Annotated in this window: 19 protein-coding genes; 11 read left to right on the top strand and 8 right to left on the bottom strand. The window is 34.3% G+C overall.

All coding sequences use genetic code 11. From position 1 onward, the window contains the following. Positions 1 to 2 precede the first annotated feature (2 nt). The 4 genes from ACRHOC_RS07055 to ACRHOC_RS07040 form a co-directional block, all read right to left on the bottom strand. A complete protein-coding gene (locus tag ACRHOC_RS07055) occupies positions 3 to 335 on the bottom strand; it encodes a hypothetical protein (protein ID WP_431157886.1) in 333 nt (110 codons plus the stop codon). Then, entirely contained in the window at positions 335 to 1,588 is a 1,254-nt protein-coding gene (locus ACRHOC_RS07050; protein ID WP_431157885.1) for a dihydroorotase, read from the bottom strand. Before ACRHOC_RS07050 ends, ACRHOC_RS07055 begins: the two co-directional genes overlap by 1 nt. After that, positions 1,585 to 3,510: a BatA domain-containing protein gene (locus ACRHOC_RS07045; RefSeq protein ID WP_431157884.1), complete on the bottom strand. Its 1,926-nt coding sequence runs from the start codon at positions 3,508 to 3,510 to the stop codon at positions 1,585 to 1,587. The genes ACRHOC_RS07050 and ACRHOC_RS07045 overlap by 4 nt, the downstream gene beginning before the upstream one ends. A 73-nt stretch (positions 3,511 to 3,583) precedes the next feature. Continuing rightward, complete coding sequence (locus tag ACRHOC_RS07040) at positions 3,584 to 4,591, bottom strand: glycosyltransferase family 2 protein (protein WP_431157883.1); 1,008 nt, start codon at positions 4,589 to 4,591, stop codon at positions 3,584 to 3,586. Between the two features lie 84 nt (positions 4,592 to 4,675). On the opposite strand from ACRHOC_RS07040, the gene ACRHOC_RS07035 reads away from it, so the two are divergent. Further along, positions 4,676 to 6,568, top strand: coding sequence for a peptidase M61 (locus tag ACRHOC_RS07035; RefSeq protein ID WP_431157882.1), 1,893 nt, complete (start codon positions 4,676 to 4,678; stop codon positions 6,566 to 6,568). A 50-nt stretch (positions 6,569 to 6,618) separates the two neighbouring features. Here the strand turns inward: ACRHOC_RS07035 and ACRHOC_RS07030 are convergent, their stop codons facing one another. Genes ACRHOC_RS07030 through ACRHOC_RS07020 form a run of 3 tightly spaced genes read right to left on the bottom strand, consistent with a single transcriptional unit; the run spans position 6,619 to position 10,613 of the window. Then, entirely contained in the window at positions 6,619 to 7,389 is a 771-nt protein-coding gene (locus ACRHOC_RS07030; protein ID WP_431157881.1) for a TIGR02757 family protein, read from the bottom strand. Positions 7,390 to 7,411: 22 nt separating this feature from the next. Further along, positions 7,412 to 7,792, bottom strand: coding sequence for a RidA family protein (locus tag ACRHOC_RS07025; protein ID WP_431157880.1), 381 nt, complete (start codon positions 7,790 to 7,792; stop codon positions 7,412 to 7,414). Between the two features lie 55 nt (positions 7,793 to 7,847). Then, positions 7,848 to 10,613 carry a putative LPS assembly protein LptD gene (locus ACRHOC_RS07020; RefSeq protein ID WP_431157879.1) on the bottom strand — a complete coding sequence of 922 codons (2,766 nt, stop codon included), beginning with the start codon at positions 10,611 to 10,613 and terminating at the stop codon, positions 7,848 to 7,850. Between the two features lie 109 nt (positions 10,614 to 10,722). Between ACRHOC_RS07020 and ACRHOC_RS07015 the strand changes: the two genes are divergently transcribed. The 10 genes from ACRHOC_RS07015 to bshA all read left to right on the top strand — a co-directional run bounded on the left by ACRHOC_RS07015 (position 10,723) and on the right by bshA (position 21,951). Then, positions 10,723 to 11,832, top strand: coding sequence for an N-acetylmuramoyl-L-alanine amidase family protein (locus ACRHOC_RS07015; protein WP_431157878.1), 1,110 nt, complete (start codon positions 10,723 to 10,725; stop codon positions 11,830 to 11,832). A 54-nt stretch (positions 11,833 to 11,886) separates the two neighbouring features. Continuing rightward, on the top strand, positions 11,887 to 12,828 hold the full coding sequence (locus ACRHOC_RS07010) for an MlaD family protein (protein ID WP_431157877.1): 942 nt from the start codon (positions 11,887 to 11,889) through the stop codon (positions 12,826 to 12,828). Positions 12,829 to 12,843: 15 nt separating this feature from the next. After that, on the top strand, positions 12,844 to 14,157 hold the full coding sequence (locus ACRHOC_RS07005) for a 4Fe-4S dicluster domain-containing protein (protein WP_431157876.1): 1,314 nt from the start codon (positions 12,844 to 12,846) through the stop codon (positions 14,155 to 14,157). Then, a complete protein-coding gene (locus ACRHOC_RS07000) occupies positions 14,150 to 14,329 on the top strand; it encodes a hypothetical protein (protein ID WP_431157875.1) in 180 nt (59 codons plus the stop codon). Before ACRHOC_RS07005 ends, ACRHOC_RS07000 begins: the two co-directional genes overlap by 8 nt. Then, positions 14,326 to 15,108 carry a (Fe-S)-binding protein gene (locus ACRHOC_RS06995; protein ID WP_431157874.1) on the top strand — a complete coding sequence of 261 codons (783 nt, stop codon included), beginning with the start codon at positions 14,326 to 14,328 and terminating at the stop codon, positions 15,106 to 15,108. The genes ACRHOC_RS07000 and ACRHOC_RS06995 overlap by 4 nt, the downstream gene beginning before the upstream one ends. Before the next feature lie 10 nt (positions 15,109 to 15,118). Beyond that, positions 15,119 to 15,751 carry a hypothetical protein gene (locus ACRHOC_RS06990; RefSeq protein ID WP_431157873.1) on the top strand — a complete coding sequence of 211 codons (633 nt, stop codon included), beginning with the start codon at positions 15,119 to 15,121 and terminating at the stop codon, positions 15,749 to 15,751. A 57-nt stretch (positions 15,752 to 15,808) separates the two neighbouring features. After that, on the top strand, positions 15,809 to 16,294 hold the full coding sequence (locus ACRHOC_RS06985) for an ABC transporter ATPase (protein ID WP_431157872.1): 486 nt from the start codon (positions 15,809 to 15,811) through the stop codon (positions 16,292 to 16,294). 110 nt (positions 16,295 to 16,404) lie between these two features. After that, positions 16,405 to 17,628 (top strand): phosphoserine phosphatase SerB, encoded by a 1,224-nt coding sequence (gene serB, locus ACRHOC_RS06980; protein ID WP_431157871.1) that lies wholly within the window; start codon positions 16,405 to 16,407, stop codon positions 17,626 to 17,628. A 120-nt stretch (positions 17,629 to 17,748) separates the two neighbouring features. Continuing rightward, a complete protein-coding gene (locus ACRHOC_RS06975; protein WP_431157870.1) occupies positions 17,749 to 20,706 on the top strand; it encodes a glycoside hydrolase family 3 N-terminal domain-containing protein in 2,958 nt (985 codons plus the stop codon). A gap of 93 nt (positions 20,707 to 20,799) precedes the next feature. After that, positions 20,800 to 21,951, top strand: a complete 1,152-nt coding sequence (bshA, locus tag ACRHOC_RS06970) for an N-acetyl-alpha-D-glucosaminyl L-malate synthase BshA (RefSeq protein WP_431157869.1) — start codon at positions 20,800 to 20,802, stop codon at positions 21,949 to 21,951. Here the strand turns inward: bshA and ACRHOC_RS06965 are convergent. Continuing rightward, a complete protein-coding gene (locus tag ACRHOC_RS06965; protein WP_431157868.1) occupies positions 21,948 to 22,679 on the bottom strand; it encodes an SIMPL domain-containing protein in 732 nt (243 codons plus the stop codon). The two genes, bshA and ACRHOC_RS06965, sit on opposite strands and share 4 nt — an antisense overlap. Between the last annotated feature and the right edge of the window lie 32 nt (positions 22,680 to 22,711).

Raw genomic sequence — 22,711 nt, 5'->3', positions numbered from 1 at the left:
AATTAGTTACCTAAGGACTTAAATATTTTTTGAAAGAAATCGCCTAGTAAAGGAATTTTATTGAGCCTACCTGAAACAGCCCCAAGAATACCAAAAAGAAAAAGTACAATAAAAAATATCCAGAAACTGTATGTAAGCATCCAGCTATCAAAGCCACTTACAACGTAACCTAAGACAAAATAGGTTAACCATAAACCCAAACTTTGTCTAATGTGAAAATAAGTGAAGTCGTTGCGTTTTTCTTGATTCATAAAAAAAGCAATTAAAACACCAATAATTGTTAAATAAGCCACAGTGGCTAGTCCTTTTCCTTCTTTTACTTGATTTTTGTCCACTATCTAAGCACCATTTTATTATTCGAAATAATACCGTAGGCTTTACCTTTTAATTGTGCACCTATAAATGCACTGTTTTTAGAGCTCGAGATAATTTCAGACTCAGAAAAGTTGTAACTCGTATCAGGATTAAATAAGCTTAGGTTTGCAACTTCTCCTTCAGAAATACCAGTATCTTTAATGCCAAATCTCTGTTTTCCCTGGGTGAGAATTGATATGGTCTTTTTAGTGGTAAATAAAGTCTGAAGCGCACCAAAAGCCGATTCTAAACCAATAGTACCATACTTAGCATAATCAAACTCAACTTTTTTGTTTTCAACATCGAGTGGATTGTGGTCTGATGTCACCATATCAATTGTACCATCTTTAAGCCCTTCAATTAAGGCATCGCAATCTGACTGCGTTCTTATTGGTGGTGAAACTTTATAATTTGTATCAAAGTCTTTTAGAACATCATCAGTAAAGTACAAATTATGAATGGCCACACTACATGTCACATCTAACTTTTTAGATTTTGCCTGCCTAATAAGTTCTACAGATTTTGCCGTAGAGATGGTAGGAATGTGCAATTTACCATTGGTATATTCTAAAATAAATAAGTCGCGAGCAACTTGTAAGTCTTCCGCTAAATTGGGATTACCTTTAAGACCTAATCTTGTGCTATTTATATGCTCATTAACAACGCCTGCGCCACTTATTTTAGATTCTTGAGGAAATGAATAAACAAGACCATCAAAACTACTTGCATATTGTAAGGCGATCTTAATGAGATTTGGGTTAGAGATTGGTTTTTGATAATCATAGAAAGCGACTGCACCAGCACTATTCATATCATACAACTCAGCGAGATCAACGCCTTTACTATCTTTAGTTAGAGCACCAATTGGTAAGAGTGAAGTTGCTGCTCCCGTGGCTTTCATTTTTACAAAGGCTATATCCGCAAAACTATCAATTACTGGATTTGAATTTGGATTGAGAGCAACAGAGGTGAAGCCAGATTTAGCTGCTGTTGTTAGTCCGTTTGCAATGGTTTCCCGCTCTTCATACCCAGGTTCGCCAAAAGAAACGCTACTATCAAACCATCCTCTAGAAACATGAAGGTTTTCTAATGCAATCTCTTTGTAGTTATTAGGATTTGAAATCTTTTTGGAAATCTTAGCGATACGACCTTTTTCAATTAAAATATCAACCGTCTTATTGTGAAAATCACTTTTAGAATCAACGACAGTTGCAGATTTTAGTAGTGCGTTCATTTAAGATATTTTAAAATTAGCATTTCTAAGATCAAAAATGCTAGCGCAAAAATAACAAACCATTTCCATAGGGCGTTAACATTTGCATTACTTTTTATTGTGCTTATCGTATTACTTAAGTCTGTTGAGGCGTTTACGTTGTTTAGGTCGCTAATATTTAAATACGCGATATTGCTTTCATTATGGTTATAGTTAAAACTAATATTCTGTAAAATTTCTTCTTTATTTTTAATTTCATAAATCCCTACGCTACTTGGATATTCACCTATGTCCATAACAACACTTTTACTGTATGCGATCTGTGGTGGTATAACAGAGGCACCTTCACGATGTAAACTTAAAATATCATCTTGCTTTACGGTTGCCTTTACGGCAACAGAATTAGGATTACCAATTGTATAATAAAGCTTGGGAAGTTTTAAACTTTGCTTACCTATGTTATAAAGTACTGGTACAATTAATGGTGAATTTTTAAAGTTTGAATTTTCAGAGTTAATAGGCGAAGCAAATGCGTAGGATCCATTATCTCCTTGTAAAAAAACACTACCATCTTCGAAAGCTAAAATACTATTACTATTAGATGAGAATTTATAACTCTGATCGACTCTTGGATACTGAAAATTTGTCACTCGAGTGTAAAAAGCATTTTTTAAAATAGGATGATCATAGTTAATGGATGTTACCCGTTTATTTAAAACTATTGGGGTGTTTAAAATAGATAAATTTAATTTATTAAATAACTCATTATAAGTATTTAAATTAGTTTTACCCGAAGGAATAGTTAAAATATATCCACCATCATTTTTATATTCGTTGAGAGCGGAGATTAAAGCATTAGATAAGGACTCTAACTCATTTAAAATGACTAAGTCCTGATCTTTTATAAGATTAAAGTTTAAAGCGTCAATTTCTGAAGATATGTAGTCAAATTCATCGTCAGTATAAATTCGTTTTAAATAGCTATCGTCAGATTCTTCGTTTATGGAAAGAACTTTAATTTTAGGATTTTGACCAATATTAAAATAGAAAGTATTGTCATAGAGTAAACCTGCATCCTCAATTTGAATGCGTCCGTTTATTTCCTTGTCATTGGCTAGGGTAAAATTAGCACCGGCTTCATTTTCTATACTTACAGCAGTTTTCGCGAGCAGTTCGTCATTATTGTATAGTGAAACACTCAAATCGTCCGTTGCCTCTCCAAAATTCTTTAATCTAACAACCAATTCAATAGTTTCCGCAGAAGAACTATTTATAAACACACTATCTATACTTACGTTTGCAATAAGATTGGATTTTGGTTGCACAAAGGAAATATTATATGTGCTGTCCCTATCAATACTAAAGGCTTCAGTTTTTTGTTGAAAGTCAGAAACCAATATTAAATTTTTTTCAGAGTTACCTTTACTGGTAAACAGTTGTTTTCCCTTGAGTAAAACTGCGTCATAACTCAATTGATTTGCCGTGAAACCAAGGTTTATCAACTCCTTTTTAATGGCTTTAACACTGGTATTTGTGAATGTTTGATCATTGGTAAAAACACTAACTTCATCCTTATCCGATACAGTGCTTATAATATCTTGTACAGCTTCATTCAATAAGGAACCATTTTGTCCTTTAGCTTGCATACTGAATGAGTTGTCTAAGTATATGACCGTCTCTTGCTGGTCATTAAAATTATCCGTTTTTGGAATGAAAGGCTGAGCAAAAGCCAAAATTGCGCATGCTAGAAGTAAAAGTCTGGTTACTAGAGTTAACCATTTCTTAATCTGTGAACTCTTGCGTGTTTGAAGTTTTACGGCTTTAAGAAATTTTACATTGGTAAATTCAACCTTTTGAAAACGTCTAAGTTGAAATAAGTGAATAATAACAGGAACAATCAGTAATAGTAAAGCGTAAAGTAATTCTGGGTGTTTAAACTGCATTCCTTGGTAACATCGTTCTTAGAATCAAATATAGAAAATGACATAAGATTTAACTGAGTCAGTTTTGAGAAATTTAACAGAAAAAGAAATAATCTATCATCGAAAACATATTATGGGATTTAAAAAAAGATAGGATCTCCTTTTGCGCCTCATCGTTCGCAACAGTTACAATGCTTTGAGGGTTTTTTAGTGTAGATAAATGTTTAAAATTCAAAAGCTCCTGATCATAAATTTTCTTGCCAATCTTTTTCGGGTTATCACAAATCCAATGAAAAGGAATATTGTTTTTTATAAGCAGTTTGGCAACAACTTTTCCTTTAGAACCTGCTCCCCAAATGGTTAATGGTCTTTTTTTGTCATAATCTAATTCTAAGAAATATCGCACCTTAATATCTAGGAAGTAGTTCTGTGCATAGTGCTCATGTGTTCGAGAGGTTCGTGTGCTATAGTCACGCCAGTAATGTAAGAGTTTGTCACATGGAATAATTTTATAGTTGGCTTTATGAAATCTAAAAGTAAGATCATAATCCTCAGGATATATATTAGGTTCAAAGCCACCACAATTTTCAAAATCATCTCTGTGAAGTAGCCAACAAGGGGAGGGTACAACACATTCTTTATAGATTTCAGAGTAATTATTACCAGTTAATGTTAATCCATTTATCCATTTTTCGTATTTCATGTAGCCGTCACTCACACCATCATCTCGAAAATATTTCACCAAACCAACAGAAAGATGATTTTTCCCATATTGCTGTAAATCATTTAACATCAGTTCTAAACGATTTAAAACCATGATGTCATCACTATCCATACGTGTAATATATGTACCTTTAGAATGCTTATAAGCTGTTTTTAGTGCATCAATAATACCTGAACCTTCATTTTTTAGACAAGTTATTCTTTTGTCTTTAATGGCGTAAAATTCTACAATTTTATCCGAATCATCTGTTGAATGATCACTAATAAAAATGGCCTCCCAATTTGTATAAGATTGATTAACAATGGATTGAATACACTCTTCAATGAATGCGTCTGTATTTTTAAAGGGGATTAATATGCTAATCAATGCATTTGGCACGAGACGAATTTAACAAAACCTTTAGATTTATGGCAGTAACAGGTTGTAGTTTTGTGCGACAAGTAGAAAATTAATTTTTTTAGAATGAACAAGTATATAGCTCTTACAGTATTAAGTGTGGTATTGGTCGCATGTGGACCAACAAAACCAAAAGTTGATGATTCAGCTTTAAATAATCCAATAGTTACTAGTCTTAATTTGTCTGAAGTAAAAGAGGATAAGGTTCCTGTTATTATTAATCCTGGACGCTTCTCAACAGAAACAGTAACCTACAGATTACCACGTGTTGTACAAGGTACTTATTCTGTTAGTGATTTTGGGAAATATGCAGATGATTTTAAAGCTATTGATTACGATGGTAATGCACTTAGTGTAAATAAAATTGATACTAATTCTTGGACGATTAGTAATGCTACACAATTAGATAGAATAGAGTATTATGTAAATGATACCTACGATATCGAGACCTCTGGAGGGATACAAGGTGAGCAACCGTTTTCTCCGGCAGGAACAAATATTGAACCAGAAAACTACGTCTTAAACCTCCATGGATTTGTTGGTTATTTCGATTCATTAAAGAACAACGCCTATACCTTAGATGTTACAGCGCCTTCAGATTTTGTGAGAACTTCTGCATTAGAGAGTAAAGGAAGCAGAACTTCTGATGATGGAACCATGATGACAAGTAGTTATTATGCACCACGTTACTTCGATATCACTGATAATCCGATGATGTATGGTAAACTCGATGTTGAGGAGTTTATGGTTGGAGATATAAAAATTGTGTTAAGCTTATATTCACCTACAGGACAACATACAGCTTCGAGTTTAAAAGAAACTGTGTATAAAATGATGGAAGCGCAAAAAGCTTATTTGGGTGACATTAATAGTACTCCACGTTATGATATTTATGTTTATTTATCAAAAGGTGACGAAACTTCTCCTAAAGGATTTGGTGCATTAGAGCATCATACGTCTACTGTGGTTGTTTTTCCAGAAGACAGTTCATTAGAGGGATTAAAGGCATCAATGATAGATGTTGTAGCACATGAGTTTTTTCACATTGTAACACCGTTATCTGTACATTCGGAAGATGTACATTACTTTGATTATAACAATCCAACCTTTTCTAAGCATTTATGGATGTATGAAGGCGTAACAGAATACTTTGCACAGCATTTTCAGATTTATGAAGGGTTAATAGACAACAATAAGTTTTATAACACTGTAATGGAAAAGATTAACACATCTAAAAATTTAGATGATGCGATGAGTTTTACCATTATGAGCGAAAATGTGTTGGAGGATCCTTATGCATCAAATTATTACAATGTATATATGAAAGGGGCGCTAATTGGAATGTGTATTGACATTCTAATGCGTAAAGAGAGCGATGGTCAACGTTCAATGCTGTCACTTATGAAAGAATTATCTAATAAGTATGGTAAGAACAAACCATTTGTAGATGACGATATTATTGATGAAATTACAGCAATGACCTATCCAAGTATTGGAGAATTCTTTAAAACACATGTAGAAGGTGATGTGCCAATTAATTACAATGAATTTTTTGAAATGGTTGGATTAATAAAAGGTGAGGCCGAAGTGCCAACGAACTATATTTTTGCAGGTGGACAAAATATTATTTTTGATGCTGATCCTCAGAAAGGTGAGATATTTTTCTCTGAGATGGCTTTAAAGAATTCTTTCTGGGCTACTCAAGGTGTACAAGCTGGTGATGTAATTAAAAAGGTTAATGGACAAGAAATGTCATTAATGAAAGCTCAAGAAATTGTTACAGGGATGTTTAGTTGGCAAGAAGGTCAAGACATTGATGTAGAATTAGATCGAGGTGGTGAGACAATTTCAATTAAAACCAAGCTTACTAAAGCTACTGCAGTTTCAGAGTCCTTAGTAGAAGATGAGAATGCTTCTGAAGCGCAAGTTGCGTTGCGCAACGCATGGTTAAAAGGATAAAAGGATATTTTAAATAGTACAGAGGCTTCCAGTTTGGAAGCCTTTTTTTATTAGAAATCTTCAAAAACACCTAGGCCAAATAAGGCAAAGTCATATTTAACTGGATCCAAAGGGTCTAATTTTCTTAGGTTTTTATCTAATTCAGAAAGTGCCTTGGCGTCATTCTGTTTTCGTTTTAATAATCCAAGTTTCCGAGCCATATTTCCGGAGTGAACATCTAGAGGACAACTTAATTGGGAAGGGCTTAAGGATTTCCAAAGTCCAAAATCTACGCCGTTGTTGTCTTTACGAACCATCCATCTTAAAAACATGTTGATGCGTTTTGCAGCCGAATTTTTTAAAGGATCGCTAACGTGTTTTTCCGAACGCTTGGGATGTTCTATTTCAAAGAAGATTTCTTTTAATTTATGAATTGCGAATTGCAACGAATCTTCTTGTGCATATTTTGAAATAACTGCCTCGAGACCGTTATACTTTTGATAAATGTGGTTTAAACTTTTTACAAATTGTTTAAAGTCAATATCGTTAAAGGTGCGATGCACAAAACCATCAAGCTTTTTGAGGTCCGAAGATGTATGGTTCATAATAAAATCATAAGGCGAATTTTCTAATAGATCTACCATTTTATTCGCATTCGTAATGATGCTTTTGCGATTTCCCCATGCAATCGTAGCTGTTAAAAAGCCAATGATTTCAATATCTTCCTTTTTATTGAATTTATGAGGTATTTGAATCGGATCACTTTCTATAAACTTAGGATGGTTGTAAAGTGCAACCTTTGCATCTAGAAAGTCTTTAAGTTCAGATTTTTTTAGCTTCAATTAAAGAAGGTGTAAGGATTGATTAGACTATAGCAATCATACTTATTTCTACGTTGACATATTTTGGAAGATTAGCAACCTCTACTGTTTCGCGAGCAGGTGCAGTAGCTTCGTCAAAATACTTACCGTAAACCTCATTAATTCGAGAAAAATTATTCATATCACTAATAAAAATAGAGGTTTTTACAACGTTCTCGAAAGTTAAACCAGCCTCTGCTAATACAGCTTTTAAGTTCTCCATGACTTGTTTGGTTTCGGCCTCAATGGTATCATTGATTAATTCCATTGTTTCTGGATGTAATGCTATCTGACCCGAAGTGTATAATGTATTACCCGTTAGAATCGCTTGGTTATAAGGTCCAATAGGAGCAGGTGCCTTCGATGTGTTGATTATTTTTTTCATTGAATTTGTAGCGGTTAGTATCACTTATGAAATATACAAAATATAGAACAGGTCATTATAAACGCTGATCTGGTTGACGTCTTTGATCGTATTTCAAGTCTTTAAGTAAGTTTGAACGAATTCCAATAAAGAAGTTCCAAGACGAACGGTCGCTAAATGGAACCCATGTAAAATTCATTCTCCAACTAAGAAGATCACGCTCAAATCGTAGTTGAGTAAAGGTGAATCCTTTATTTAAAAAATCATAACCAGAAGATGCACCAATAGACCATCGTGGTGATAGCTCTATATCTCCAGAGAACATGAGAGATTGGGAGGAGATTTGATTCTGCCTTCTGGTATTAGCGTAATTTACAGCATAGGCTAGACGTAAGGACCACGGCATTTTATAATTATAAAATTCATTGTTTTCTTCCTCATCATCACCGCTTCGGTCACCATCTGAGAGTCGTTTATCTGCAAAATCTTGAGTTTTCCCAAAGAGACCATCGGTTCGCCCTCCAGATCTCGCAGCCTCGCGTGCTGAAGCACTATCTTCCTCATCATCGGCATCACCACCACCAAAACTCTCGTTAGAAAGCACATAACTAATATTTAAGTTCGCGGAAGTCATTCTGAATAAGCTTCCGCCATTGTCAATATTGAAGGTGTTGATTTTATTATTATTGCTGTCTAAGGCATAAGGATCTAGGGTCATACCAAAGTTGATATTCATCTTTTTGTCTAAGATCTGCGTACCACCAGTAACCCTTACAGGACTTAGGTTTAATGAATCTGCAGCCAAGTCATAAGCTGTAGAAAGATTAAGGTTATTTAATAAGAAAATTTTCTTGGGCTCCGTTTTAGTAGAATCTCTATCACGTACTTTAGCTTCAAAGTTATTACCTAAGGTAAGACCGACACTACTTGAAAAATTATTGGTAGGTCGTCCAAATAACGAATTTTCAAATCTTGTGTACTCTTCAGTTGTGGTACCGTCTGCATCGATAACCTCATAGGTTTCGTAATACTGATCGAAAGCAGGAGTAATACTATAGGAGAGAGAAGGCCTTATAACATGCCGTATTGCCTGTATCTTGGGATCTTTACCTTCTTTTTGAAAATTATACATTCCGTATAAGGTGGTACCAATACTTGTACTAAAGTTATAGGTCAAGAATCTGTCAAACCCATTTACGTCTTGGGTTATCACTTCATCTAAGGTAGGATCATAAAAACGTCTAATAGTCTTTAACGTCCATGTCTCTTCTAAATTAGCACTTGCGCTTACACTAAAATGATTAAAAACTTTAAAATTTGTAGTTAAAGGGATGCTATGTCGCATACCTGCAATCGCATCATCAAACATTTCACTTTTTCCAAATAAAGAATCAGTAGTGTTAATTCTATATTCACCTCTTGTATTCACTTGAAAGTTTATATTCTGAATTGCGCCTTTTTTAGCTCCTGTTTTTGGTGCAAAAGGAAATACACGACTCATTGACGCTTGTACCGTTGGTAAGGTGAGGTTTATAGATTCTGTATTTGTATTTTGAGAGTGTGTGGCTGTAACATTAACATTCACTTGTGGTTCTCCTTGAAACGTTTTGGAATACGACACAGAAGATGCTAGTGTGTTGTTTAAGAAATTCGACTGGTTTAGCTGATTTATAGAACGCTGATAATACTGACTACTTCCCAAATTTACCGAAGCTGAAAACCTTGAGTTTGGATTAGATTTGGCGTCTTGGCTATGTGACCATCTGAAGTTATAAATGGTGCTTTGAGCAAAATCTGGGAAACCTCTTTCACTGTTTAATAAGTTTTCATATCTAAAACTCAGGTTACCTCTAAACTTATATCTTACTGCATAATTATTGTCAATTCTAAAACCATAACTACCATTGGTATAATAGTCACCAAGTATTGCTAAATCAAAGTAGTCACTTATAGCAAAGTAATACCCGCCATTTTGAAGAAAATAACCTCTATCGTTCCCTGTGTCCTCACCAAAAGAAGGAAATATAATACCTGAAGTCTGTTTTTTAGACATTGGAAAATAGGCAAATGGTATTGCTATTGGTGTAGGTACATCATAGATATACATCTGACTCATCCCAGTAACAATCTTTTTATTAGGGACAATTTTTGCTCTATTCATTAGGATGTAATACTCAGGGTCATCAATGTTTTCAGAGGTTGTAAACTTACCTCTCCCAATAAAATATACAGAGTCATTTTCACGTTTGGTGCGCTCAGCGATAACCGTTCCGCCACTTTGCTCTGTAACAGAATTAAAAATTAATGCACGACGTGTATCCGTATTGAAAATAATGGAGTCTGGTTCTATGACATTACCACCTTGAGTAAAAACCGGTTTTTGTGAATATCCCGTAGAATCTTTTAATCGACCTGCATAAACCAAGTTTTTGCTGTAATCTATCTCAATAACACCAGCTTTGATTTCCATATCCTCATACTTCACTATGGCTTCATTATAGAGATAGATTTTTTGTTTTCTTTGGTTTACTGCAACATAATCAGTTGCCTTATAGGTCACAATATCTTTTAAGAATTCATCTTCTGTAATGGAATCTTGTCTGGTAGAATCAATTTCAATTGTTTTGACCTGTCGATCGACAATGGAATCTGTACGTACTGTAATTTTATCATCAATCTGTTTTGCAGGTATTACAGTAGCCTTTTTAAGTAACTCTTGAGCATAGTTAAAAGTGTTGATAAACACTGTAAAACTCAAGGTAAAAAGTATGTGTAGGCAATTTGTACGCAATCCTTTTAGATGTATTTTTGTAAAAGTATGGCTCGGTTTTTGAATCGCCAAAAGTACAGATATTTTTTTGTGATTATTTTTTTAATATCACAAAGTTCATAAATCTTTAAAATAGCTTGTAATAACGTAATATCAATTGATTTAAACCGTTAAATTAAGAATGCAAACGAAACCTCGGTACATATTAGTATTAGCTTTAGCCACATTTATAACTTCTTTAACTCTTGGGCATAGTCAAAAGGATGATTTTGTTGTTGTTATTGATGCAGGGCACGGAGGAAGAGATCCAGGAGCAATTAGTAATGGCTATAAAGAAAAAGAAATTGCTCTAGACGTGGTTTTACAACTGGGTCTAGAACTAGAAACTTATAATGACATTAAAGTTATTTATACGCGTAAAACTGATAAGTTTATTGAGCTTTGGAAACGAGCAGATATTGCAAATAAAGCTGACGCGGACTTATTTATATCGATCCATTGCAACTCTGTAACAAATTCAAAACCATATGGTACAGAAACCTGGGTTCTAGGAGAGAAAAATACTGGTCGAAACTTTGAAATTGCTAAGCGTGAAAATGAGGTTATTTTCTTGGAAGAAAACTATGAGGAAAACTATGAAGGATTTAACCCTAGTTCACCAGAATCAACTATAGCAATTGGTATAGAGCAAGAAGTTTATGTAGAACAAAGCATTGAATTAGCTCGTAAAATTGAAAATAATTTTGTTAACAAGGCAAAAAGAAAAAGTCGTGGCCTTAAGCAACATAGTCTACTCGTAATAAGAAACACTTACATGCCAAGTGTTTTAGTTGAATTAGGATTTATTAGTAATAAAAGAGAGGGAGCATACCTGAATTCTAAGAAGGGTCAATTAACAATGGCGCGTTCATTAAAAGAAGCTGTTATCTCATATAAAAAAGAATTAGATCAAAATGTAGGATCTAATATATCAGGATTTGATTTAAACAATAATGATGAACCTGATGAAACAAAATATTCTTTTGTTGATGTAATATTTAAAGTTCAAATCGCAGCAAGTTCAAAAAATCTGGCTACAAAATCTTATAATTTTAATGGTTTGACAGATATCTCTAAGGATAAAGATGGTAAGCTTTACAAATATTATTACGGTAGTACCTCAGACTATGATAAAGTAAAATCTTTACTGCAAGAAGCTAAAACTAAAGGATATACTTCGAGCTTTGTTGTAGCCTATAAAAATGGTCAAAGAGTAGATGTTTCAGAAGTCCTTAAATCGGTCACTAATTAGAAACATTATTAATAAAAATATTTCTAAATTTGTTTAGTAACAAATTCAAGACTATTGAAGATCTCAAGAGAAATTAAAGTAGCCATCCTTGTACTTTCAGGAATAGCACTCTTTATATATTTATTTTCATATTTAAAAGGCGAAGACATTTTTACCGATACTCAAACGTATTACACTGAGTTTGATTATAATGCCTTAAGTATGTCATCACCTGTAACAATAAGAGGGAATAAAGTTGGAAAGGTAGAAGATATACGCTATGATTTTGATACCGGTAAAACCATTGTAGACTTTTCCGTAAATCCTAAATTAAAGTTTTCAAAGAATAGTACTATACGACTTTATGAAACTGGGCTCATGGGAGGAAATGCCTTAGCCATTATAAGAGCTAACGATAACGAAATGGCGCAATCTGGAGATTTTATTGCTTCAGAAGTTCAACCAGGATTAATCACTACATTAAAAAATAACTTCTCAGGTATCAGTACCGATTTAGATAGTGCTATTAGATCTGCAGATACTTTAATGACGAGCTTAAATGCTATGGTTATTGATGAAAATGAAGGCGGTCTTAAAAATACTATTGCAGAACTTAATGAGACCTTAAAGTCTTTCAAAGCACTCTCTAATTCAATACAAGATGTTATAAAAACTAATGATGATAAGATTGCTTCGGTATTAGATAATTTTGATAAAACAAGTAAGGATTTAAGTGCACTTTCTCAAGAAATTAAAGATGCTGGTTTAGGAGAAACGGTCGCTAATTTAAATAAGACGTTACTTAGCGCTCAAGAAATGCTATCTGCAATCGATAACAACGAAGGCACTATTGGAAAGCTTTTAAATGATGATTCGCTTTACAATAATCTTGAAGCAGCATCAAAAGAAATGGAGTTATTATTGTTAGATATAAAGTTGCACCCAGCAAGATATAGACGTATTCTATCTAAAAAAGAAATACCATATCAAGCTCCAACTGAGGAAGAAAAAAATTAGACTCTAAAATAAACTATGGAATACTTACCAAATTTGCTTTTTGCTGCCATTTTAGTATTAGGTATTGGATATTTTACGCGTAATGTGAGGAAATTGATCCGAAACATTAAACTTGGTCGAGAAGTAGATGCAAATGATAATAAAGGTCAAAGATGGAGAAATATGGCCATGATAGCGCTTGGTCAAAGTAAGATGGTTAAAAGGCCTATTGCTGGGATATTACATGTTATAGTTTACATTGGTTTCGTAATCATTAACATAGAAGTTTTAGAAATTATTATAGATGGTCTATTTGGTACTCACCGTATTGGTCTGAAGGTATTGCCAGAATCAGTTTATGGGTTTTTAATCGGCTCATTTGAAATACTCGCGGTATTAGTTTTAGTTGCTGTTGTCGTGTTTTGGTTACGACGAAATATCATTAACGTCAAACGTTTTCTAAGTGCTGAAATGAAGGGCTGGCCAAAGAATGATGGAAATATTATTCTTTATTTCGAGGTTGTTTTAATGTGTTTATTTCTAGTAATGAATGCTACAGACACGTCCTTTCAGGAATTAGGCACCGGAAATGTAGTCTCACAGTTTATAGCACCATGGTTCGAAGGAATGAGTGCATCTACGCTACATTTTATTGAGCGAGGAGCATGGTGGTTACATATTGTTGGGATACTGGTATTCTTAAATTATTTGTATTTCTCTAAGCATCTACATATCCTATTAGCTTTTCCAAACACTTATTACGGTAGCGTCGAAGTGAAGGGTAAATTCAATAACCTGGAGGCTGTTACGAATGAAGTAAAGCTTATGATGGATCCAAATGCGGATCCGTTTGCAGCTCCAGCTGAAGGAGGCGAAGAAGAGGAGCCTGCTAAATTTGGAGCGAGTGATGTTATGGATTTAAACCAAATTCAATTACTCAATGCTTATACCTGTACTGAATGTGGGCGCTGTACTTCGGCTTGTCCTGCAAATCTTACTGGAAAGAAATTGTCTCCACGTAAGATAATGATGGATACGCGAGACCGTTTAGAAGAGGTGGGTAAAAATATTGATGCTAATGGTGGTGAGTTTAAGGACGATGGGAAGCAATTATTAGGAGATTATATTACCAATGAAGAGTTATGGGCTTGTACAACATGTAATGCTTGTGTAGAAGAATGTCCGGTTAGTATTAATCCTTTATCCATTATATTAGAAATGCGTCGTTATTTGGTTATGGAGCAAAGTGCTGCACCAATGGAATTAAATAATATGATGACTAATATTGAAAATAATGGTGCGCCTTGGCCATACAACCAAATGGACCGTTTAAATTGGAAAGATGAGTAGAAAACAGATAATCATTGGTATTGCTGTACTTTTGATTATTTCAGGTATTTCAGTAATGATACTATCTGATAACGATATTAGTTATAAGCATTTGATTGGAGGCGGATTAATAGGTGGTGGTATTGGACTTTTGCGAGCTGTTTTCAGAAAAAATGAAATTAAGAAACAATGAGTGATCAATTAAAAGTGCCTACTATGGCAGAATTTATGGCAGAAGGTAAAGAACCAGAGATATTGTTCTGGGTAGGTTCTGCTGGAAGTTATGATGATAGGGCAAAAAAAATCACAAAAGCTTTCGTTAGAATTCTAAATAGAGCAAATGTCGATTTTGCTGTTTTGGGAAGTGAAGAGAGTAACACAGGTGATGTAGCTAAGCGCGCAGGAAATGAGTTTTTGTTTCAGATGCAGGCTATGATGAACATCGAAGTGTTAAATGGATATGGTATAAAACGAATTGTAACGTGCGATCCACATTCCTTTAATTGTATAAAGAATGAGTACCCTGGACTTGGTGGAAATTTTGATGTTGTACACCATACACAGTATATAAAAGAATTATTATCTGAAGGTCGCCTAAACCTCGAGGGCAATACTTATAAGGGTAAGCGTATCACCTTCCACGACCCTTGCTATTTAGGGCGTGCCAATAACGAATATGATGCGCCACGTGACGTTTTAAGAAAAACTAATGCGAATTTAATAGAGATGAAGCGTCATAAATCAACTGCATTATGTTGTGGAGCAGGAGGCGCTCAAATGTTTAAGGAGCCAGAAAAAGGGAATATGGACATTAATATTCTTAGAACTCAGGATGCCTTAGAAACTAAACCAGATATTATTGCAACAGGCTGTCCTTATTGTAATACCATGATGACAGATGGTGTAAAATTCAATGAAAAAGAAGATAAAATATCTGTAATGGATATTGCAGAATTAATTGCTAACACTTAGATCAATATAAATGAAGAAATTATCAATCACCCTAATTGCCTTAGTTGGCCTTAACCTAGTATTTGCTCAAAATAAAACGAAAGAGGAAGCTCTGGAGTTAATGGCAAATGATACATGTGAATGTATTCAAAAGAAAAAAATAGATCCTTCTGATTCGATGGATGAAAAGCAAATGGCATTAGGACTTTGTCTTATCACTAGTTATAATGAACATAAAGGAAAATCAAGATATTTCAGCAAACAAAAGAATACCAATTTTGAAAAAATAGGTGAAGAGGTTGGAATGTTTATGGCCGAAATCTGTGTTGACGATTTTATGGCTATTTTTTCTACTGAAGAATTAGTTGGTTTTATCGATGATGAGGACGAAATGGATTCGTCAGTTGAAGTAAATTCAGATTTATCAATAGAGGTCTCTCTTGTATCTATGCATAATGACGCTTTATCTTATGTAGAGACTAAAGATGATTTTGATAAGAGTCATATCTTTTTAATAACTCGTGAGTTTGAAGGATATGAGCTTCTAAAGAAATCTAATTTTGGGAAGTCTTTTCGAGTAACATTTGAAGAAGCTGAGTTTTTCGACCTTAGTGAGCGTCAATACATTATTAAAAAGATAATTACCAAGATTGAGGAGTTGTAGTACCAACTCGCTCTTTTTGTTGTATATATTATTTTCTTGAGGTTTTTATGATAGATTATGCTAGTAGAGTTTGACACATTACCCGATGAATCTCGTGTTTGGATTTACCAAGCCAATAGAAGTTTTACTGATGATGAATTAGAAGAAATTAAGACTGAGCTCGATACTTTTATTCATAGTTGGACGGCACATGGTAAAGATCTACAATCTGGTTATAAAATTGAATATAAACGTTTTATAGTTATTGCCTTAAATCAAAACTTGAATAATGCAACAGGTTGCTCTATCGACGCTTCTGTGCACTTTATTCAAGATTTAGAGCAAAAGTATAACGTAGATTTAATGGATAAGATGAATGTGTCTTACAAACAAGGTGAATACGTAGCATACAAATCTCTTATTGATTTTAAAAAGATGGCTAAGGATCGTGCGGTAAGTAAAAAAACGATTGTCTTTAATAATCTTGTCACAAATATTGCTGAATTTAAAGAGAACTGGGAAGTTCCTGCAAGCGAAAGTTGGCATAGTCGTTTTTTGAATTAAAGAATTTTCATTAAATGCTTTAAATTATTATGGTTTTCGCATACCATAATATTTTTATTTCTCAATTAGATTGGTGATTTTTACAAGCGTTCACAAATTAATATGTTGAGGTGGCTACTGATATTTTTTTAATTAACATTTCCGGTCAAGATAAACCTGGACTAACTTCTGGCTTAACAGGTGTTTTAGCTGAATATGGAGCTAAAATTTTAGATATAGGTCAGGCCAATATTCATGATACCTTATCACTTGGTATTATGTTCGAGATAAGCAAGGGAAAGAAATCAGCTTCGGTTTTAAAAGATTTGCTTTTTAAGGCATACGAATTAGGTATCCAGGCCAAGTTCTCACCGATTTCTCAGGAGGATTATGAAAAATGGGTGAATCTTCAGGGTAAGGATCGCTACATAATAACTATCCTTGGAGAGAAGTTAGCAGCTGAGCAAATTTCTGAAGTAACCAAAGTTATTTCTGAGAAGAATCTAAATATCGATGCCATAAAGCGTCTTACAGGTCGTATTTCTTTAGTTAGAGAAGAAGAATATCCAAGGGCTTCAATACAACTTTCTGTTCGTGGTAAAATTGAGAATAAAAGTGAATTCACACAGAAGTTTATGGATATCTCTCATGAACTAGATGTAGACATTGCATTTCAAGAGGATAACATATTCAGAAGAAATCGAAGACTCGTCTGCTTTGACATGGATTCGACTTTAATTCAAACTGAAGTTATTGATGAACTAGCTGAAATTGCAGGAGTTGGCGAACAGGTTAAAGCCATAACAGAGTCTGCTATGCAAGGTGAGATTGATTTCAATGAAAGTTTTAAGCGTCGCATGAAACTTCTAGAAGGATTGAGTGAAACGGTATTGCAAGAAGTAGCCGAACGATTACCAATCACTAAAGGCGCAAGACGATTGGTTGATACACTTCACAGTTACGGATTTAAAACGGCCATCTTATCTGGAGGGTTTACCTATTTTGGACATTATCTGCAGAAAAAACTAGATATTGATTACGTTTATGCCAATGAGCTCGAAATAAAGAATGGTAAACTTACAGGTGGTTATGTTGGTGATATCGTAAATGGTAATAAGAAAGCAGAATACCTTCAGCTATTAGCTGATGAAATGGGAATTGATATTGGCCAAACAATTGCTGTGGGTGATGGTGCAAACGATCTACAAATGTTAGATCTTGCTGGTCTTGGCATTGCTTTCCATGCAAAACCAAAAGTTAAGGATAATGCTCAAAGTTCAATTTCTAGCATTGGATTAGATGGTGTCTTGTATCTTTTAGGCTATCATGATAGGCATATCGATCTTATCGACTAGAATTTTATAGCTTGTTAATTATACGGTTTATAAAAGAATCTTAAAGTCTCTAATCTTATTTTTAATTATATTATTTTGGCATAGAATTCGTTGTAATTAATCCAAATCGAATTTTTATACATGCGTAAATTTGCCCTTATAATAATCTTACTTGCTCTACAAGTTTCCTATTCTCAATCGCAAACAATTAATCCCTTATTGGCTGATGATATTAAGACACAAGAAAAGTGGGTTGATAGTGTTTATAATACCTTGACCACGAAAGAGAAGATTGGCCAATTATTTATGGTGCAAATCATGTCCTCGGATAAGGCATCAGACAACGTAAAAAACTTCCGATTAGTTGATGAATATGGAATAGGAGGTATCATCTATTCTAAAGGAGGCCCTATGCGACAAGCCAAATTGAATAATAAATTACAGGCGATTTCAAAAGTTCCTTTGCTCATTGGTATGGATGCAGAATGGGGACTTAGTATGCGTTTAGACTCGACTTATGCTTTCCCGTGGAATATGACCTTAGGAGCTATAAAGGACAAAAAACTAATTGAGTTAACCGGTAAACATATAGGTGAACATTGTAAACGATTAGGAGTGCATTTTAATTTTGCACCTGTGGTAGATATCAATACAAATCCAAGAAATCCAATCATTGGTAATCGAAGTTTTGGAGAAGATAGAGACAATGTTACTGAGAAAGGATTGGCTTTTATGAAAGGAATGCAAGACGCAGGTGTTTTAGCAAATGCGAAGCATTTTCCTGGACATGGTGATACTGAAGCCGATAGCCATAAAACGTTACCAACTGTTTCCTTTAGTGAGGAACGCATAGATTCTGTAGAACTATATCCTTATCGTCAACTTATTAAAGAAGGACTTTCTAGCGTTATGGTAGCGCATTTAAATGTCCCTAGTTTAGAGAAAAGACGAGGATTTCCATCTTCATTATCTAGGCATATTGTCACAGATATTTTAAAAAATGACCTTGGCTTTAAAGGTTTAATTTTCACGGATGCTCTTACCATGAAAGGTGCTGCAGATTACATTGAAAAAGACATTGATGGGATTAATAAGCGATCAGCTAATACTGAAGGTGGTATAGACTTAATGGCATTTTTAGCAGGAAATGATGTAATGTTAATGTCAGAGAATCCTGTTTATGGTATTGATCGATTTATGGAAGCTTACGAAGAAGATATTATTACTGATGTACGTCTTGAGCATTCAGTAAAAAAGATTCTGATGGCTAAGTATAAGGTAGGGCTTAATACCTATAAACCGGTTAAGTTATCTAATTTGCATGAAGACCTTGTGCGACTTAAAGATGATGTATTGCACGAAACTTTAATGGAAGATGCTATAACGGTCGTTAAAAGTTCTAAAGCTATTTTGCCCTTACGCGATTTAGAGACCAAGAAGATCGCTTATATTGCTTTGGGCGACGATAACGGATCAGCATTTTTTGATGAATTAAAGAAATACACAGAGGTTCATAAAATTACAGCAGATAAATTAGATGATGTTATTTCAAAACTGCAAAACTATAATACAGTAGTTATTGGTTTTCATAAATCTAACGCAAACCCATGGAAAGGTTATAGATTCACGCAGAAAGAGTTGGCATGGTTATATGAAATAGCGAGAAATAATACAGTTATTCTAGATGTCTTTGCCAGACCATATGCTTTAAATGAGGTGCTTACAGTGGACAATATCGAAGGCATTGTAGTAAGTTATCAAAATAGTGAAATAGCCCAAAAGAAATCAGCACAACTAATATTTGGTGCTATTGGTGCAAAAGGAGAGTTGCCAGTAAGTGCTGGACCATATTTTCCTGTAGGAACAGGTTTAAAATACAATTCAGTATCTAACCTCAGTTATGGGCTACCTGAGCATGTCGGAATGGATTCGAATTTATTGAATAAGCTCGATTCAGTTGCTAATTATGCTGTAAACAACAAAATGACACCAGGTATTCAGTTGTTGGTAGCAAGACGCGGAAAAGTTATTTATAATAAAAACTTTGGTTACCATACCTATGCCAAAAAGAACAAAGTTGATGCAGATGATATATATGATGTCGCATCTTTAACTAAAATCCTTGGAACTTTACCCGTTTTAATGGAGTTGGAAGAAAAAGGATCTGTTAGTTTAAATTCAAAACTTGGGGATTTAATGTTGCCTTATAAGGGCACAAATAAGGAGGATATCACTATTAAAAAAATGCTTTCGCATTATGCAAAACTTAGACCTTGGATACCATTTTATTTTGCAACTTTAGATTCGGTGACAAAGAAACCAGACCCAAAGTACTACAGAAAAAAGCGCAGTAAGACATTTAATGTAGAGGTAACTGATAATTTATTTCTAAGAAACGATTATAAAGACTCAATACAAGAGATCATTCAAGAAAGTGAATTACTCTCACGTCTTCGTTATAGGTATAGTGATTTGCCTTATTACATCCTTAAAGAATACCTAGAAGGTTTTTATGATAAACCTATGAATGAAATTACTGAAGACCGTTTTTATAAGTCATTAGGTGCTAATTATACTACCTACAATCCAAGAGATAAGTTTAGTTTAAAGGATATAGTTCCTACTGAGGTTGATTCGTATTTCAGATATAAGAAAGTTCATGGCTATGTTCATGACATGGGTGCAGCAATGCAAGGAGGTGTAGGTGGACACGCAGGTATTTTTAGCAATGCAAATGATGTTGCTAAGATTATGCAAATGTATTTACAAAAGGGCTTTTATGGTGGTAGACGTTATTTAAAAAGCGAAACTATAGATAAATTTAATACGTGTTATTACTGTGATGCAGATAATAGGCGAGGTGTCGGTTTTGATAAGCCTCAACTTGGTGATGAAGGACCTACATGTGGTTGTTTATCTATGACTAGTTTTGGTCACTCTGGATTCACTGGCACATATGCTTGGGCAGATCCGGAAGAAGAAATTGTCTATGTCTTTTTAGCTAATAGAACTTATCCAGAGGCTGGTAAAAATTTATTGTTAAGAGAAAATATCCGAACGGAAATTCAACGCCTTATATATGAGGCCATTGTAGAGTAGGCGTTTTAAGAATAAGTTAAAAATTCAATTGGTTGTAAGTATTTTAAATAACTTCGACTTTTAAAGATGCTAACCTAACTCAACACGTATTACATGAAAATAGGTATTGTTTGTTATCCTACCTTTGGAGGTAGTGGTGTAGTTGCCACTGAATTGGGCCTCGAGCTCTCCCGAAGAGGCCATGAAATTCACTTTATTACCTATAGTCAACCTGTACGATTAGAGCTGTTAAGCAATAACGTTCACTTTCACGAAGTGCACGTTCCAGAGTACCCTTTATTTCATTATCAACCTTACGAATTAGCCTTATCGAGTAAACTTGTAGACATGGTAAAGCTACATGGAATTCAACTACTTCATGTGCATTATGCCATTCCACATGCTTATGCAGCATATATGGCTCAACAGATGTTATTGGATGAAGGTATTCTTGTGCCTATTGTTACGACTTTACATGGTACAGATATTACTTTAGTGGGTAGTCATCCTTTTTATAAGCCTGCGGTTACTTTTAGTATTAATAAATCTGATGCTGTTACGTCAGTATCTCAGAGTTTAAAAGAGGATACCTTGAGGCTCTTTAACATTAAGAAGGATATTCATGTTGTACCTAATTTTATTGATTTAGAACGTCATGTCAATAATTTTACAGATTGTCAACGTGGTATGATGGCAGAAGATGATGAGCGTATCATTACGCATATAAGTAACTTTAGGGAAGTAAAGCAGATTCCTGATATCATTAAGATTTTTTACAATATCCAAAAGGAGATACCAGCTAAGTTAATGATGGTAGGTGAGGGCCCTGAAAAGGAAGGTGCAGAGATTATGGTCGAAGAACTAGGGATTTCTGATAAGGTAGTTTTCTTTGGAAACAGCAATGAAATAGATAGAATATTATGCTTTAGTGATTTATTTTTGCTACCATCGCAAACAGAAAGTTTTGGACTTGCAGCACTTGAGGCAATGGCCAGTGGCGTACCTGTAATCTCCACAAATACAGGAGGTCTTCCTGAGGTAAATGAAGATGGTTATTCTGGTTATTTAAGTGATGTGAATGCTGTTGAGGACATGACCAAAAACGCACTCCGCATCCTTAAAGATTCGTCTGTATTAAGTTCGTTTAAAACTAATGCTAAGGCACAATCAAAAAAATTTGATATTCATAACGTTGTACCTAAGTACGAAGCTATCTATGAAGAGACTCTAAACAAATTGATGGTTACTTTTCCAAATATGATTTAATCTACTTCATAAACTAAGCGCATTGTAATTGAGGCTGTCTTTTCTCTAGAACTTGTATTAAAGGTGCCACCCCAAGAATAATCCTCTTTTGAATTTTGACCTGTAATTTGAAAGATTCCCATTTTTGCTGAAACAAGATTACCTAATTCACTACCCGAAAATTCTGAGATTTTTTCAGCTCTGAGCCTTGCGTCTTCCGTAGCTTTTGATATCATTTCAATTTTTAAATCTGCTAATTTGGTATAATAGTATCTAGGAGATTCTGAATAGAACTGAACACCTTGATTCAGTAATTCCGTTATTTCACGTGATATCCTTTCAATCTTATCGACTTCTTTAGATTCTATCTGTAAAGTTTGCCTTAATTCATAACCAACAAACTCTTCACCTATATAGTTCCCATTACTAGCATATAGTTGCTTGTTCCTTTGATTTGTTTTAACTGCACTATAGATAAGTTCATCTGCCTTTATGCCTTTGTTTACGAGGTAATCCGTTATGATAGCCTTGTTTTTTTCCAATAACTCAAAAGCTTGCTTTAAATCTCTATTCTGCGCTCCAAAACTACCTTCCCACACGATAAGATCTGATGAAAAATCTGCCTTTCCTAGACCAGTTACCCTAATTTCACCATCTGTTTTGGTCCTGTCCTTATAGGCTTGTCCTAAAAAGATTGACGATACGATAATTGCAATTCCGAAGATAAGGGCGTTTGTGTAATTTTTCATTTATGATGGTGTTTATAATATGTACGAACGTA

This window comes from Winogradskyella poriferorum (assembly GCF_050618035.1).
Lineage (GTDB): Bacteria > Bacteroidota > Bacteroidia > Flavobacteriales > Flavobacteriaceae > Winogradskyella > Winogradskyella poriferorum_A.
Note: the sequence above shows the minus strand (reverse complement) of the source record. Positions and strands in the feature narration are given on the sequence as shown.

What these genes read in the sequence shown, in the direction of transcription:
- ACRHOC_RS07050 (WP_431157885.1), bottom strand. Translation starts at nt 1,588, where the DNA reads ATGAACGCACTACTAAAATCTGCAACTGTCGTTGATTCTAAAAGTGAT.
- ACRHOC_RS07045 (WP_431157884.1), bottom strand. Translation starts at nt 3,510, where the DNA reads ATGCAGTTTAAACACCCAGAATTACTTTACGCTTTACTATTACTGATT.
- ACRHOC_RS07035 (WP_431157882.1), top strand. Translation starts at nt 4,676, where the DNA reads ATGAACAAGTATATAGCTCTTACAGTATTAAGTGTGGTATTGGTCGCA.
- ACRHOC_RS07025 (WP_431157880.1), bottom strand. Translation starts at nt 7,792, where the DNA reads ATGAAAAAAATAATCAACACATCGAAGGCACCTGCTCCTATTGGACCT.
- ACRHOC_RS07015 (WP_431157878.1), top strand. Translation starts at nt 10,723, where the DNA reads ATGCAAACGAAACCTCGGTACATATTAGTATTAGCTTTAGCCACATTT.
- ACRHOC_RS07005 (WP_431157876.1), top strand. Translation starts at nt 12,844, where the DNA reads ATGGAATACTTACCAAATTTGCTTTTTGCTGCCATTTTAGTATTAGGT.
- ACRHOC_RS07000 (WP_431157875.1), top strand. Translation starts at nt 14,150, where the DNA reads ATGAGTAGAAAACAGATAATCATTGGTATTGCTGTACTTTTGATTATT.
- ACRHOC_RS06995 (WP_431157874.1), top strand. Translation starts at nt 14,326, where the DNA reads ATGAGTGATCAATTAAAAGTGCCTACTATGGCAGAATTTATGGCAGAA.
- ACRHOC_RS06990 (WP_431157873.1), top strand. Translation starts at nt 15,119, where the DNA reads ATGAAGAAATTATCAATCACCCTAATTGCCTTAGTTGGCCTTAACCTA.
- ACRHOC_RS06985 (WP_431157872.1), top strand. Translation starts at nt 15,809, where the DNA reads ATGCTAGTAGAGTTTGACACATTACCCGATGAATCTCGTGTTTGGATT.
- ACRHOC_RS06975 (WP_431157870.1), top strand. Translation starts at nt 17,749, where the DNA reads ATGCGTAAATTTGCCCTTATAATAATCTTACTTGCTCTACAAGTTTCC.
- bshA (WP_431157869.1), top strand. Translation starts at nt 20,800, where the DNA reads ATGAAAATAGGTATTGTTTGTTATCCTACCTTTGGAGGTAGTGGTGTA.
- ACRHOC_RS06965 (WP_431157868.1), bottom strand. Translation starts at nt 22,679, where the DNA reads ATGAAAAATTACACAAACGCCCTTATCTTCGGAATTGCAATTATCGTA.